9 protein-coding genes are annotated in these 15,496 nt (G+C 54.2%); 6 read left to right on the forward strand and 3 right to left on the reverse strand.

The window, feature by feature from the left end:
* Positions 1 to 25 precede the first annotated feature (25 nt).
* On the reverse strand, positions 26 to 1,156 hold the full coding sequence (locus Q0835_RS24715; RefSeq protein WP_298820870.1) for a polysaccharide biosynthesis/export family protein: 1,131 nt from the start codon (positions 1,154 to 1,156) through the stop codon (positions 26 to 28).
* A gap of 234 nt (positions 1,157 to 1,390) precedes the next feature.
* Here Q0835_RS24715 and Q0835_RS24720 point away from each other — a divergent pair, with 234 nt between their 5' ends.
* The 6 genes from Q0835_RS24720 (at position 1,391) to Q0835_RS24745 (ending at position 12,445) form a co-directional block, all read left to right on the forward strand.
* The gene (locus Q0835_RS24720; protein WP_298965273.1) at positions 1,391 to 2,575 is read left to right on the forward strand and encodes an AGE family epimerase/isomerase; all 1,185 of its coding nucleotides are present in this window, start codon (positions 1,391 to 1,393) and stop codon (positions 2,573 to 2,575) included.
* Between the two features lie 136 nt (positions 2,576 to 2,711).
* Complete coding sequence (folD, locus tag Q0835_RS24725) at positions 2,712 to 3,623, forward strand: bifunctional methylenetetrahydrofolate dehydrogenase/methenyltetrahydrofolate cyclohydrolase FolD (protein WP_298965276.1); 912 nt, start codon at positions 2,712 to 2,714, stop codon at positions 3,621 to 3,623.
* Between the two features lie 214 nt (positions 3,624 to 3,837).
* Positions 3,838 to 5,820, forward strand: coding sequence for an autotransporter assembly complex family protein (locus tag Q0835_RS24730; protein ID WP_298965278.1), 1,983 nt, complete (start codon positions 3,838 to 3,840; stop codon positions 5,818 to 5,820).
* A gap of 5 nt (positions 5,821 to 5,825) precedes the next feature.
* Positions 5,826 to 10,172, forward strand: coding sequence for a translocation/assembly module TamB domain-containing protein (locus Q0835_RS24735; protein WP_298965281.1), 4,347 nt, complete (start codon positions 5,826 to 5,828; stop codon positions 10,170 to 10,172).
* A gap of 219 nt (positions 10,173 to 10,391) precedes the next feature.
* Entirely contained in the window at positions 10,392 to 10,742 is a 351-nt protein-coding gene (locus Q0835_RS24740; protein WP_298820881.1) for a helix-turn-helix domain-containing protein, read from the forward strand.
* A gap of 245 nt (positions 10,743 to 10,987) precedes the next feature.
* Complete coding sequence (locus Q0835_RS24745) at positions 10,988 to 12,445, forward strand: NAD-dependent succinate-semialdehyde dehydrogenase (RefSeq protein ID WP_298820883.1); 1,458 nt, start codon at positions 10,988 to 10,990, stop codon at positions 12,443 to 12,445.
* Here the strand turns inward: Q0835_RS24745 and Q0835_RS24750 are convergent.
* Positions 12,442 to 15,204: an EAL domain-containing protein gene (locus Q0835_RS24750; protein WP_298965283.1), complete on the reverse strand. Its 2,763-nt coding sequence runs from the start codon at positions 15,202 to 15,204 to the stop codon at positions 12,442 to 12,444. The two genes, Q0835_RS24745 and Q0835_RS24750, sit on opposite strands and share 4 nt — an antisense overlap.
* Before the next feature lie 69 nt (positions 15,205 to 15,273).
* Positions 15,274 to 15,496: hypothetical protein (locus tag Q0835_RS24755; protein ID WP_298965286.1), on the reverse strand; the 223-nt coding region annotated here is incomplete at its 5' end.

The following is a 15,496-nucleotide window of genomic DNA, read 5'->3' on the forward strand; positions in this document are numbered from 1 at the left end:
CGTCATCAAATTTGGCCCACGACTGTTAGTCGGTAATACCCTGTACCACAGAATAGTTACTGATCAACGGCGCAATTATCTGGAGGAACTTGCCAAGTTCTGCCGTCGGATGGTTCGCGATATATAGAATATCTTTGTCTCGCATTTCAAAGTGCTGCGTCATGAAGAACCCTTTCGGGTCGCGCAAGCTCACTTTGTATACCAGCGGAGCAGTCTTTTTACCGGCGAGTTTATCCGCAAGTTCCGGCTTGAGCTGCCGGATCAACGCGGCGTCTTCGTACCTAAACAAGAACACACCATTGGCGTCTGCTCTTTCGTCTCTCAGTCCACCGACCGTGGCCAAAGCTTCGGCCATTGAGACACTCTTTGTGCGGAAAGGTACTAGCTGGTTGGATTTAACGGCACCAAACGCTGAGAATGTTCTCGGACGATGAGACAAGAGAATGTTGTCGCTTGGAGAAATAAGGACGTTATTATCAGGGAAATCGATCAGGTCTTCGAGGCGTGTCGTCCCTGCCCTTCTGCCTCGCTTCAGAGTAACGACAGTTTCGTATGTCGCCTCTCGAGCACCGCCCGCCTGCGCTACGAGATCTAGCAGCCGCGTATTGCGCAACGGGAGCGGGTAAACGCCCGGTTTCATGACATCACCAACGACAACGGCCGTTGAACTGAGCTTATCTTTCAAAGATATCAGGACTTGTGGCTCAACGGCTTTGCCGACAAGTTTTTTCTGAACTGCTTGACGAAGACCTTCGATACTCAGTCCGGCGGCACGGACCCTTCCTGCATATGGCACGAAGATAAAGCCGTTCTCATCAACGACAGACGGAATTTGACTGGACCCGCTCTCGCCACTGGAAAACAGCCCATCCGGCGAAGCTTCCCAGATTGTCACGACAAGCGTGTCGCCAACACCCAAAAGTGTTGGTGAACCGCCTCGTCCGACACCGCGGAATTGATTGGCGAAAGACAAAGGTCTGTAAGCTCGGATCGCTTCTATGTTGACCGGATCGATCACGACGACGGTGAAGTCACCGTCTTCGGCGCTCGATTCAACATCCTGGGAAGTAATGTTAATGGCAGCCGGCCCATCGCCGGGCAGTGCGGAACACCCGAACAAAGCCGCCGCAGCCACCAAAACAGAAATAAAACGCATTAGAACCCGATCCACCCATTGGTTGCCAGTCTGGTAGCATTCCCTACCGGGATTGTCCAAGACACAACGGTCCTTTCCCCCGGAGAAACATCCCATCTGTGACTTTGCTGTAACAGTAGACCGTTTTTCCTAGTGAATTGATTAATTTCTGATTTATCGTCTTCAGTTCTTAGCGCCAAGGCCACTAGTGTCCAGGTTGAGTCCGGCGGAATTATGCTCGTAGCGGGGTTTCTGATGACAACAATTGACAAAAATCAAGTCGGAGAAATGGTGCAACACCAATCCGCAGAAATGACAGCATGGCTTAACAGTAAAGCTCTGCCGATCTGGGCGACTGTGGGGGCGGATCCTGGTAAAGGCGAGTGTTATGAATCGATCGATTTGGCAACTCAGAAACCACTTTTCGTCACCCGGCGTGCCAGAGTTGTGCCACGACAGATCTACTCCTTCCTGGAAGGCGCAAAACTTGGTTGGACCGGCCAAGCCGAAGACCTCGCCTCAGGACTGTATAAATGGTTTCTCAGCGCATATCGTTCAGACGAAGGCTACTTCATTTCATCGGTCGACGTTGAAAACCAGGTAACGGATCAATCCTTCGATCTCTACAACCAGGCCTTTGCTTTGTTCGCATTCGCGCAAATTGCAGGCAATATGCCGGAGTCGCGGCAGGACGCTGAAGAACACGCGTCCAATTTATTGAACTATCTGATTGAAAACTATCGCAACCCGCAAGGCGGGTTTCGTGAAGCCAATCCCGACAAGTTGCCGCTTTGCTCGAACCCGCACATGCATATGTTTGAAGCATGCCTGGCTTGGGAAGCAATCTCCGCCGATCCGGCATGGCAGGAGCTTTCAGACGAAATCGCCGAGCTGGCATTGAACCACTATATAGACCCCGTGACCGGTGGATTGCGCGAATTCTTTGAACTGGATTGGTCTCCCTTCAAAGGTGACAACGGCCGTGTCATGGAGTCGGGACACCAATTTGAATGGGCCTGGCTTTTGGCACGATGGGGCCGTTCTCGCTGCGATGCCGGTGCATTGATAGCCGCAAGGCGCCTCTATGATATCGCTTGGACGTATGGGATTGACGAGACCCGCAGTGTCACGTTCATGGCGTTGAACGACGACTTCAGTGTTCGCGATCCGATAGCGCGGTTGTGGGGTCAGACCGAATGGTTAAAGGCTGCAATCGCACTTGCTGAAACTTCCCAGGGACCGGAGCGCGACGCTTATCTGTCTGACATACTGGACGCGGCAAACGCGATGCGCGTATTTTTCGCTTCGGCACCTGATGGCCTTTGGCGGGACAAGATGAGCCCGGATGGAGATTTCGAAGACGAGCCCGCACCAGCCAGTTCTCTTTATCATATTGTCTGCGCCATTTCCGAACTGAACCGGTTTGCGGCTGGTCGGTAAAGCTTTCGGGAACGCATGCATTTGGTGGCGCAACCAGAAAAGGAAAAGACGCAAACCGTCTTTTGGAAACTCGACTGCGGTTCTATAGGTTCCTCAGAAATCAGATGTTGCAATTGCAGATGTATGAGGAGGCTGAATGCCCCAGGCGCAGATAATTGACGGTAAGGAAATCGCAAATTCAGTTCGCGATGAAATCACCAATCGTGCAGCGCAGTTGTTAGAAGCAACTGGAAAACGGCCAGGGCTGGCGGTTGTCCTTGTCGGTGAGGACCCGGCGAGCCAAGTCTACGTCCGCAACAAAGACCGAGCGGCTGAAGCTTGCGGCTTTCATTCAGTGAAACATACACTTCCGGCCGATACGAGCGAAGCTGATGTGCTTGCGCTTGTGGCGCAGTTGAATGATGACGAGGAGATTCACGGTATTCTCGTGCAATTGCCATTGCCTGCTCACATTGACGAAAGCAAGGTCCTCCGCCTGATTCGGCCGGAAAAGGATGTTGACGGATTTCATCCGGTCAATGTCGGCCTTTTGACAGCCGGGGAGCGCGGCAGCGCGCTTGTGCCGTGTACACCTGCCGGCAGTCTCGTGCTTTTGAAACGGACCCTGGGTGACACCTTATCAGGACTGAACGCGGTCGTTGTCGGTCGTTCAAACATCGTCGGCAAACCTATGGCGAGCCTGTTGCTGCAAGAAAGTTGTACGGTCACCATCGCTCACAGCCGGACCAAGGACCTCCCGGCGATTGTCAAGGCTGCGGACATTGTCGTCGCAGCGGTTGGGAGGCCTGAAATGGTGAAAGGCGACTGGATCAAGCCAGGCGCAACCGTTATCGATGTCGGCATCAATCGAATTCCGGCCCCCGAAAGAGGTGAAGGAAAGACGCGGCTTGTTGGTGATGTTGCTTTCGACGAGGCTGTCGACCATGCCGGTGCAATCACACCTGTGCCTGGCGGTGTTGGTCCCATGACAATTGCCATGCTTATGGCCAATACTTTGACCGCCGCCCGTCGTTTGATGAATTTACCAGAAGATCAAGCGCTGTTCTGATCACCATTGGAGTATTTGACACCCAATTCAGGCGATCAAGCTCTTGAGGAACCTTCACTCTTGCGTTGATACCTGCGCCATGGTCTATCGTGTTTGTATTACTTTAACCATGGCTCCTTAACGTGGGTGACGTAGGGGCTGCATATGCAGCTGGTTGAATTGCACAAGACTGTTTCTTTGCAAGAAACCAAGCCAATCCGACAGGCGGCAGTAAGTGAAGGGTCTTCCGTCCTGCGTGTCCGGTTCTCGAGCGGACACGCGTTTCAACGTTCATTCCGCACTGGCAGCGCTGAAAGTTGCCGGTGCTCTTTGCGTTGACAAACGCAGTCTGGCCGGACTTGTCATCCTTGGAACACTGGTTGCACTTCCGCTGCCGGCTAAATCCTTCGAAGTGTTCGGGTGGAAGTTTTTTGAGTCGGGCGAAGATGAAGCTGCGACCGTTCCGGACCCCCTGCCTTACAAAACAGACTTGAGCATATCGAGCGGAGGTGATCACCTAAAAGAGGAGCTTGAAGGCGCATCGCTTCTCATCCAACAACAGGATAAACCGCCTTCTGGCGAAGCGGGTCTGATCGCAAGAGCACTTTCCGACCGGGAAAGACTGATCGCCAAGCTCTATGCGGACGGCCGCTATGGCGGCACCGTCGACATCACACTGTCTGGAGTACCGCTGGAAACAGCCCTGGAACAAAGCGACCTTCCCGATACGCGGCCGGTCAACGTATCGATCGTCGCAAATCCGGGTCCGGTATTCACGTTCGGCAAAGTTGTTGTTGTCTCGCGCGGTGGCGATCTGACATCAGACCCGGGTTATTGGGGTCTCAAGGCGGGTGATGTCGCCGCCTCGGGCAAGATCCTGACAGCTGAAAAACGTATGGTGGCTGACCTTCGCGCTCGCGGCTATCCAAAAGCCTCAATTGCGGAGCGGCGCATAACTGCCGACCACAGCACAGACACTTTGGATGTGACCCTCGTCGCCGACGCCGGTGAGCAGGCACGCTTCGGAAAGGTCTCAGTAAGCGGTACTGAGGTCACAGATCCGGACTTTGTCGTTCAGCAGGCCATGCTGCCCGAAGGCAAGGTTTATTCACCGGAAGATCTCGCGCGTGCACGCAAGCGCCTGAATGAACTTGGTATCTTTTCCTCCATAAGACTGGTCGAAGGGCATATTGAGGGCCCAGACGGAAGTCTGCCGATCACAATTGAAGTCAGCGAACGAAAGCGGCACGTCATCGGAGCCGGTGCTTCCTGGTCAAGCACTGAAGGTTTTGGAGTTGAAAGCTACTGGCGACGGCGCAATCTATTCGGACGTGGTGAGTTGCTATCTGTTGAAGGCTCTATCGGCCGCATTGGTACAGAAAGCATCGAGGATCAAGAGTATTCAGCAAGAGTCGCTTTCGAAAAGCCCGGCGTATTCGGACCTTTGACGAGTTTTTCAACCAGTCTCGAGGCACGGCAGGAAAACCCTGATGCCTATAAGAGCCGCACCCTAACGTTTGATGCCTATCTGAACAGAGAGTTTTCGGACACTCTCAAAGGCCGCGCGGGCGCAGAAATCTTTTACGCAAATGAAGAAGACGCATTTGGTGACGACGACTACCTGTTGTTCGGCCTTCCCGCCGACCTGACATTCGACAACAGGGACGACAAACTCAATCCGTCGAAAGGTTTCTTTGCCGCAGTTTTTGCCGAACCTGCCTACGACACGCTGAACTCCAATGCGATGGGTTTTGTTAAAGGCACTGTATCCAGCTACTACGCACTGGATGAAGCGAAGCGCTTTATTCTGGCCGGCCGTGTATCTGCAGGGTCAATATTTGCGCCCTCGGTTGAAGCCGTTCCGGCCAGCCGGCGGTTCATTGCAGGTGGTGGAGGATCTATCCGTGGCTATGCCTATCGAAATGTCGGCCCCCGTATAAATGACGAAGTTACGGGGGGACGTTCACTCCTTGAATTGTCTGGTGAAGTCAGGGTGAAAGTCACCGACACAATCGGTGTTGTGGGATTTGTAGATGCGGGCAATGCTTATGAAGACAGCATTCCGGACTTTTCAGAGAGCCTAAAGGTGGGCGTTGGCGCTGGATTGCGCTATTTTACTCCCATTGGGCCACTACGAATCGATGCGGCGGTTCCGCTTGATCCTGGTCCAGGTGACCCAGACTTCGCTCTTTATGTCGGTTTGAGCCAGGCGTTTTAACGCATATGCGTTTTTTAAGATTGTCCCTGCGGATCTTCGGATTCCTGATCGCGCTTGCGATCGCGCTGCCGGTGCTTGCCATCGGAGCTCTTCAGCTGTCGGCAGGCCGAACATTCCTTTCAAATGTCGCCAGTTCCCTTGCATCCAGTGATACCCAAACGGTCACGCTCGAAGGGCTCTACATCAGCTTCGGCCTAAACGCCGCGCTGGATAACATCAAACTGGCGGACACTCAGGGAACCTGGCTTGAAGCCGAAGGCGTAGCCTTCGACTGGCGACCACTGGGGTTGATTACCGGTGATCTGAACATTGATCAGGTTTCGGTTTCGCTGATCGATGTGACCAGAGCGCCGCTTAGTAAAGAGAACGAAACCTCCACTGCCGAGGGGGAATCTTCCGGGTCCGGCGGGATCGCACTTCCCGTCGACATTTCCTTAAAGAAACTCTCGGTTGCTGAAATCAATCTCGGTGAAGCTCTATTCGGAGCCCCCGTTTCTCTTGCCGCCTCCGGGTCTGGTGCATTTGCTCTTGATCCGGCACTCATAACTGCTGACCTCGATGTGCACAGGATCGATGGGGTCGACGCCTCGCTTTCCGCGAATGCTCAGTTTGAACCATCAGCCGAAACGCTTGTATTCGACGTTTCTGTGTCCGAACCACGTGGAGGACTAGCAGCGCGATTGCTTGAAGTCCCGGATCTACCGGCGCTACTTCTAACCTTGAAAGGTGATGGACCGCTCACTGATTGGGCCGCCAATCTCGAAGTCGCGCTGGATGGTCGCAAAACCGTAACCGGATCGGCACAAATTTCGAAGTCGCCAGAGGGACGAGACCTGGAATTTGATCTGGACGGCGATCTTGAGCCTCTCGCGCCGCCGGCTGCTCAGGCATTTCTTCTCGGAACCACGGACATCAAGGGGAGCGCGCATTTTTCACCCGAGTTTTCGCCGCTTTCGGGAAACCTATCCCTAAAGACACAAACCGTTGCGCTAAACGCAAAGGCAGAACTTGGATCAGAGAGCCTGAACGCATCGGGCAATCTCATTGTCAGTGCGGGTGATAATGCGCTGATTGCGATTGATCTCGGAAATAGACGCATTGCCTTCGGGTCGACGAACGTCGATTTCACCGTGTCTGGAGAGCAAACTGCCGCAAAGTGGTCGCTCAACGCTGGCCTCGCCTCTGTACAAACCACAGAGGCTCGTACAGGACCTTTGACGCTCAGTGTCTCTGGCTCAGGTGCCAATTTTGCACCCGACGCACTGAGCACACCTTTTGACCTGAAGCTGAGCGTAAGACAATTGGTGGGTTTAACACCTGAAACAAAGCCGGCTTCAGGTGAACTTGAATTGAATGCCACAGGTTCGGTGGACGCCCAATCACAAAGTCTGTTTTTCCAATCACTTGACCTGTCCTCTCCTGCGGCAAGCCTTGCACTAAATGACAGCCTGCTTTCGCAAAATGAAATCAAGGCACAGGGGCGCATGTCCGTCGGTAACCTTGAGATTTTTTCAGAGGTGGCGGGCCGAACGCTCGGTGGAGGCATCACCAGTTCATTTTCCGCCGATCTGAACCCCAGTTCGCTGTCAGGCGCGGCCGCCCTGTCACTGATTACAAAGGATCTTCAGACTGGTGTAGCCCAAGCCGATGCGCTTCTGGCAGACGACACTCAGATTGACCTGACACTCGATCTGGACGGGCAAGACAGCGTTACGCTGAAAAGCCTGGCGTTGAAAAACAGCGCGCTGTCGGCAAATGGCAATGCGCAATACGAAAACCGCTCCCTGACCTCAGAGCTCACAGCGAAACTTGCCGACTTGTCGAAGGTTGATAACCAACTTTCCGGAAGTCTGGAATTCAGTGCAAAAACGTCCGGCCCGGTGAATGCTCTAAATGTCGAGGCGGAGGCCATTTCCGATCAAATTCTTCTGGCCGGGACGCCTTTGGATGACCTGAGGTTCGAAACAGAGGCAGTCGCAGACCCCACTGCCCCCACTGCGACCATAAAAAGCTCCGCAAAACTCAACAATCAGCCAATCTCCGTTGACGTGGAATTGTCAAGCCGGGATGGCGGAGCCGACATAAATCCGTTGTCGATCAAGCTTGCAGGGAATTCGGTCAATGGCAATCTTGCGATTGGTGATCTGACGAAGCCTTTGGAAACACTCGCCGGGCAGCTGAAGATCGATGCCCCCGATCTGGCATCACTTTCGCCACTCCTTCTCACCGAGATCGGCGGGCGTATCGAAGGAACCGTATCAGCTGATCCGGAAAACAAAATCCTTGTTCTGAACGTCACCGGAAGTGACATTGACGTGCCCGCAGTCAGCATCGGTTCACTGAAACTGAAAGCCAATCTTGCTGCCCCATACGCCCCTGAATCAGTCTCCGCAGACATAGAAATTACGGAGCTGATAACAGACGCAACACCTATTCACCGGGTGAAAGTCCTGGCAAAGCCCCAGGATGGTGGCACCGCAATTACCGCCGAGGCGGATATGGACAAAGGGCAAAGAGACGGCCTCACACTGGCAGCGCATGTAAGCGAGCCTGAGACCGGCGCCTACCTTGTGGCCTTGTCGGAACTGGGACTGCGCTACCAGGGGCTGAAAAGCCAGTTAAACCAGCCTTCTCAGATCACCTACCAAAATGGCGGTGTCACGATCACGCCCTTGGAACTCTCGCTTGGCAACGGTTCGCTCTCGCTGGCGGGCAAGGCAGGCCAAACGCTTGATATGAGCGCTGAACTGAAATCTGTTCCGTTGAACCTTGCAAATGCATTTGTCCCTTCGCTCGGGCTTGGCGGCACGCTCTCCGGGAATGCGACAGCGAGCGGAAGCGCAGCCGAGCCTGAAGCCAAATGGTCGATCACAGGCAGCGGACTAACCGCAACGGAACTCCGGAAAAACGGTTTGGCAGACTTCAGCATGACCACCACAGGCACGCTCAAGAACAACCAGATCAATCAATCGACAAAGCTCAACAATACAAGTGGTCTCAACTTTGCCTCGACCGGGACAATCGGACTGGCGCAGCCCAATCCGCTCTCCATAAAGCTGAATGGCACGATCCCGACATCGGCACTCAGAAGACCATTGCTGGAAGCAGGCATCAGAAGCGAAGGCGCAATCGCTGTGGAAGGTAGCGTTGGCGGATCTGCCAGTGCGCCCACCTACCAGATCACCGCGACCCCTGCTGACTTGAAGGTGACAAGCCTTTCCACCGGCCTTACCGTCCGAAACATCGGCGGCAATGCATCGGTCAACCAGAACCAGGCTTCGATCAACGGCGTAACAGGAGAGATCGTAACCGGCGGGTCGCTCTCAGCGTCCGGAACGGTCGGCATGAACAACGGGTTTCCGGCGGACCTTTCGATAAATCTCGACAACGGCCGCTATGTAGACCCAGGGCTGGTAACAGCTGAAGTGGATGCTGACCTCAAGATCACCGGCCCCCTTGCCTCTTCCTCTTCGTCTGCTCTTTTCGGCGGAAGCGTCACGATCAACAAGGCAGATATTTCAATTCCGGAGTACCTGCCCGGCGCGATCCCGCCCGTCGACGTGCAACATATTCATGCGTCCAAGGCGATCATGGAACAAGTTGCCCAAATAGGAGGCGGGCCGAAACAGAACCAGACGCAACAAAAGTCAGTCCCGCCTCGACTGGACATTCTTGTTTCCGCTCCGGGGCGCATCTTTATCCGGGGGCGCGGCTTGGATGCCGAGCTTCAGGGAAATCTCAAAGTTGTCGGAACTACCGCAAACCCGCAGGCAATCGGAGCCTTTTCGCTGAAGCGCGGTCAATTGGACATCCTCACCAGACGGCTTGTTTTCTCGCGCGGAACTGCCACGTTTGAAGGGTCACTGACACCTGTAATCGATTTTGCCGCAACCACGACCGTCAACGACACGTCCATTACAGTTTCGGTTAGCGGCGATGCGGACGACCCTGTCATAGAGTTCAGTTCATCTCCAGAATTGCCTCAAGACGAAGTGTTGGCCTTGCTGCTGTTTGGAAAGAGCGTCGGCAACCTCTCGGCGACGCAGGTGGCTCGTCTTGCCGCCGCCATCGCGACCCTGACCGGTGGAAGCGACACCGGCCCCCTCGCCACAATACGCAAATCCTTGGGCCTGGATGCCATCGACATCAACACCGATGGAGACGATGGACCGTCTGTTGCTGTCGGCAAGTACATCAACGACAACATCTATGTCGGCGTCGAACAAGGAACCGGCTCCGGGTCCAGTCGTGTCAAAGTAGATATCGATCTCGACCGTGGACTTAAGGTACGCGGCGAAGTCGGCGCAGACGGATCTTCCAAGGCCGGAATTTTCTTCGAACGGGAGTACTGATGAAATCCTGCAATCCCGTCATTTTTAACAGGCCCTCGGCCTGATCCCGCCCTTGCTCACCCAGTATGCGACAAATCGACCGCTTGCTGTTGCGGCGCACATACCTGTCGTGCAAGTGTGCCGCCCATGACCCAAGTATATAATAGAAATTTACCCTCCCAAGCGGAGACAACCGTCTATCTGGCGGCAGATTCGGCTGAAAATGACGAGAGCATGCCCATGTCCACCAACAACATCGACTACACACTTGGTGAACGCGTGTGCAAGGCGCGTGATGCGGCTGGCCTGTCGACTGCACAGCTCGCAAGACGTCTAGGTATCAAAACAGCAACACTTCAAAGCTGGGAGAGCGACCGTTCAGAACCGCGGTCCAACAAACTGGTGTTGCTTGCAGGTGTTTTGAATGTCAGCCCAACCTGGCTTCTCGTCGGCCGGGGTACCCCGCCCTTTTCCGAAGAACCGGCAGCTGCTGACCTCGATAGCATGCGGGTCGCTCTCGATCGCGTCCAGCGTCAGGCTCAAGCGCTCGCGGACGAAATTGCAGTGCTGCAGGAACGCTTGAACGGCTGATTTCTGCAGACAGATTTCCAGTACGAACTTTCAAATGCAATGCCTTAGACGCGCTCCATTGGGGCGCGTTTTTCGTTTTCTCAAGTGACGACTGGTTGCTCGGAATCGTGTGGATTTTTTTCGGCACCGACGCTAACCCGGGCCCGTTCAAATCGCGCTTGCCAGACACGCGATTACCCCCCTATGACTGTAAAAGCCTAGCCTGCCGTTTCGAACAGGCAGACATCATTTTCAGGGAGACTTTCATGTCGGTAAATGCCACGCTTTTGAAACAACAGGTTTTTATTGCAGGAGCGTGGTCTGACGCCGACAGCGGCGAAACGCTTGATGTGGTCAATCCGGCGACAGGTGAGACGCTTGGCAGCGTGCCTTATTGCGGACGTGCTGAAACAGCACGGGCAATCGAGGCGGCCAACGCAGCGCTGCCTGCATGGAAAGCGCTGACTGCTGATGCCCGCGCGACGCTGATGCACTCTCTTTGCGATGCCATCATGGATCACCACGAGGATCTGGCAGTACTGCTGACAACTGAAATGGGCAAACCGCTTGCCGAAGCCAAAGGCGAAATCGCTCTTGGTGTGAAATACATCCGTTTCTTCGCTGAAGAAGGAAAGCGCATTTATGGCGATACGGTCCCTTCTCCCTGGGCAGATCGGCGCATTCTTGTGACGAAGGAGCCTGTCGGTGTGGTCGGTTCTATCACACCGTGGAATTTTCCGAATTCCATGATCGCCCGCAAACTCGGCGCCGCGCTCGCGGCCGGGTGCACCATGGTGTTGAAGCCAGCAGAGCTGACGCCCTACTCCGCACTCATCTACGGCGTTATGGCAGAGAAAGCCGGATTGCCGTCCGGCGTGATCAACATCCTCACTGGTGACGCGCCGGCAATCGGTGCCGAAATGTGTGAAAATCCAGTTCTTCGCAAATTGACGTTCACTGGCTCGACCCGGGTCGGAAAACTCCTGGCCTCCAATGCCGGCAAACACATGAAGAAGATTTCAATGGAACTTGGCGGAAACGCGCCGTTCATTGTCTTCGACGATGCCGATCTCGATAGCGCCGTGGAAGGTGCTATCGCCAGCAAGTTTCGCAACTCCGGACAGACCTGTGTCTGCGCCAACCGGATTTATGTGCAAGCAGGCGTTTACAACGCATTTGCCGAAAAGCTCAAGGCAGCAATGTCCGCTCAACTGAAAGTCGGTGACGGCCTTGAAAGCGGCACAACACAAGGTCCGCTGATCAGCGAAGCAGCACTTGAAAAAGTCGCCACACATGTTCAGGACGCATTGTCGAAGGGCGGCACGCTGTTGTCGGGAGGAAAGCGCAGCAATGGTCCCGGGGTATTCTTCGAACCGACCCTGATTACTGGCGCAACCCAGGACATGAAGGTGGCCAGCGAAGAGACCTTTGGCCCTCTCGCCGCGCTCTTCAGCTTTGATACAGAAGATGAGGTAATAAAACTGGCAAACGACACCGAATATGGACTTGCCTGCTATTTCTACACCAAGGACCTTGGCCGAACTTTCCGGGTGATGGAACAGCTTCAATATGGCCTTGTTGGCGTAAACGAGGGTGTGATCACCACCGAGGTGGCTCCCTTCGGCGGTTTCAAAGACAGCGGCATGGGCAACGAAGGCTCAAAATACGGTTTGGATGACTATCTGAACGTCAAATACAGCTGTATCGGGGGCCTGTCCGCCTAGGCAGCTTTTGGGAGCATGCCGGCCAATTGAATAGCGTTCATTGGTTTGCCGAACAGGTATCCCTGACCCAATTGGCAGCCGAGTTGATTCAACTTGGCAGCCTGTTCCGGTGTTTCGATACCCTCGACAATTAGCTCCATGTCATGACCTTTCACGAGATGGAGCACCGCCTCAATCAGAGCAACGTCCTTCTTGTCGCTCAGGGATTGCCGGACGAAAGTCCTATCGAGTTTGATTTTCGAGAAGGGATAGTTCGGTAGGTAGCTCAAGGATGAGTAGCCGGTACCGAAATCATCAAGCGAGAAACTGCATCCGAACGACCTGATCTCTTCCATCAGAAACCTGAGGTCGAGACCTTCTTCGATGAACAGCGATTCTGTTATTTCAAGATCGAGGCGCTCGGCCGGAAAGCCTGTGCGCTGGAGTGCCTCCAGGATCGTTGCAACCAAATTGCCGCGGCTGAACTGGATTGCGGACAGATTGATCGACAATCGAACGGGTACCGGCCACGACAAGCATTCCTTCATGGCACGGTTCAACGCCCAGGCGCCGAGTTCGACGATGTAACCATTTTCTTCGGCTATCGGAACAAACTCGGCAGGCGAAACTGGTCCAAGCTCTCGGTGCTCCCAGCGTAGCAACGCCTCAACCCCAAACATCGTTCCGTCATCGAGAGTGACGAGTGGCTGATATGCCATTTGGAGTTCGTCGCGCACAATCGCCTTGAATAGCTCGGTCTCCAGCTCACGCCGGCGCATCAGTGCTGCGTCCATGCCAGGATCGAAGGCCAAAATCTCCTGCTGAATGTCACGCCGAACCCTGGCAAGCGCGTTTCCAGACCGTTTCAGTTGGGATTCGGGAGGTTCGGCTGCGTCGGACACTGCGTAACCGAATTTGAGTTGGACCGAGATCCTTGCGCCGTCGATGGAATAGTCTTCACCGATGAGGTCCCGGATACGTTCAATCAACTGCGTTTCGTCGCCTCCTGCGTGCCTGCATGCGAAGGCAGCAGCAAATGTGTCGCTGGCCAGCGCTGACCAGGTGATTCCATCGGACAAATGCTTTTTCAGCCGGGTCGCTATCGTTTTGCGGACACTGTCGCCAAAGGAAAAACCGAGAGACGCAACAATCTGATCGAGATTGACAACCGCAAACTGAAGGAGACCAAGGTTCTCACCTCGGCTTTCCACCAACAGAGCCTGCATAGTCAGCTCTTCTTCAAACCCGTTCCGATTGAGTAGCCCCGTTATAGGGTCGTATTTGGCAAGGTATTCGAGACGAATTGCGGATTCGCGTTCTTCCGTGACATCACGGCATGTCAGACAGGCAACAGCCTCAGACGTGTCGTCGCCGCTGTTGCCTGTGCTCGCAAGCGTTCTTTCGGAGCGAGTGACAACATATTCAACGTAACGCAGATCCCCATTTTCAAACGGCATCGCCAGTGTTTTGGAGATTGGCATCTGATCTGCGGAACTGATAAGAACCTCTTGAGCCTCTTCAACAAGCTCGCTCGGCAAGACTTCATGTGCCTTGCTCCCAATCAGCTTCTTTCGGTGAAAAAGCAACCTGGCTGAACGGCTGGCCGCTGAAATGCAGCCATCCTTCTGTATGACGATGATGGCATCGAAGCTGTCCTCAAAAACAAGACCGAGCATCCTTTCGCTATTGTGCTTTCCGATCGTGGCCACGTGCGAGATCAATTTGTGAAAGCCAAGTTCCCTCAGAACAACGCCTGTAGCCGCGAAAAGCAAAAGGAATTGCGCACTTGCCGTCGGGACAAGAAGTGGCATGTTCTTCTGCAAAAGAAATGCGGCCAGCTCGACGGTCCCCGCCGCAAGCGCAAGTATCAGGGCTTTGATCGCCCAGCCCTCAATTTTGGTCATCAAGAGCAGGAGAAAAACAGCGACGGCAAATGCGAGGGCTGCCATCTCCCCTTCAATACGCATGGCACGGTTTTGGAGCAAACTCTCAGCGCCGAGCGCCTGAATCACGCTTCCAGGCAGAATGCCGTAAACCGGTACAGGAAAGAGATCTCTCAATTCTTGCGCACTTGCTCCAATGACGACTTTCTTACCTAGAAAAAACTCTGGGTCGACTGACCTGTTGAGCACATCCACCAGCGAAACCGTCGGCAGTTCATCGATGGCAATCCCGAAATCCAAACCAAAAGCACCAAGCGCTTCCCCGGAATATTCGCCCAGGAACGCTGACGCCGACAATTCAGCTGTACCGGCGATGTCATAGCCATAGATGTTTCTCCATATACGGCTGTCGTCTTCAACGGGCACCATGACAACGACGGGCCAGGCAGATTGAAGAAACTCACCGATGGGCCGGTTGATCACTTCACTTTGGTTAGCGCCGGCCGAAGCGGCCTGACGAAACATTGCCAGGCTGACATTGCCGGCATTTTCAATCGCTTTTGCGAAGAGCCGGTCGTCTTCGGCACTCGACACTGCGCTGAAGTCAATGTCAAAAAGGATATCTGAAGCACCAGAACCAGCGACAACGTCCGTCAATTCTGCATAAAGACGGCGCGGCAGCGGCCAGACACCGAGCTCATTCAAACTCTTGGCATCAATATCGATGAGAACGATCTGTCCGGTCACCGGACGTTTGTCATGGCTGAACTTTGTTTCCCAAAGGAAACGATCTATAGAGCCGGAAAAACCTGTATAGCGCACGAACGCGGTCGCCGCGATCACCAGGATCGCGATGAGACAGGCGTTCCCGAAACGCTTTGTCTTTTCTGACCACATTTTACCTTTGTCACCGCCCACAATATGCAACGCCGTTTCAGAGTGACGAGCAACCTCGTCCCTGCCCGATCAATCTCTTTTTCTATTTTTTGCCGTTGCCGTTGCCGTTGCTGTTGCCATTTCCGTTGCTGTTACCGGAATTGCCATTGCTGTTGCCATTCCCATTGCCGCTATTACCGGAATTGCCATTGCTGTTGCCATTCCCGTTGCCGCTGTTACCGGAATTGCCATTGCTGTTGCCATTCCCGTTGCCGCTGTTACCGGAATTGCCATTGCTGTTGCCATTCCCGTT

It is taken from the genome of uncultured Roseibium sp. (genome assembly GCF_947499295.1).
In the GTDB taxonomy this organism is placed as follows: domain Bacteria; phylum Pseudomonadota; class Alphaproteobacteria; order Rhizobiales; family Stappiaceae; genus Roseibium.

Bases quoted from the DNA above. Each gene is read 5' to 3' on its own strand.
- Q0835_RS24715 (WP_298820870.1), bottom strand. From the start codon at position 1,156: ATGCGTTTTATTTCTGTTTTGGTGGCTGCGGCGGCTTTGTTCGGGTGT.
- folD (WP_298965276.1), top strand. From the start codon at position 2,712: ATGCCCCAGGCGCAGATAATTGACGGTAAGGAAATCGCAAATTCAGTT.
- Q0835_RS24740 (WP_298820881.1), top strand. From the start codon at position 10,392: ATGTCCACCAACAACATCGACTACACACTTGGTGAACGCGTGTGCAAG.
- Q0835_RS24735 (WP_298965281.1), top strand. From the start codon at position 5,826: ATGCGTTTTTTAAGATTGTCCCTGCGGATCTTCGGATTCCTGATCGCG.
- Q0835_RS24750 (WP_298965283.1), bottom strand. From the start codon at position 15,204: ATGTGGTCAGAAAAGACAAAGCGTTTCGGGAACGCCTGTCTCATCGCG.
- Q0835_RS24720 (WP_298965273.1), top strand. From the start codon at position 1,391: ATGACAACAATTGACAAAAATCAAGTCGGAGAAATGGTGCAACACCAA.
- Q0835_RS24745 (WP_298820883.1), top strand. From the start codon at position 10,988: ATGTCGGTAAATGCCACGCTTTTGAAACAACAGGTTTTTATTGCAGGA.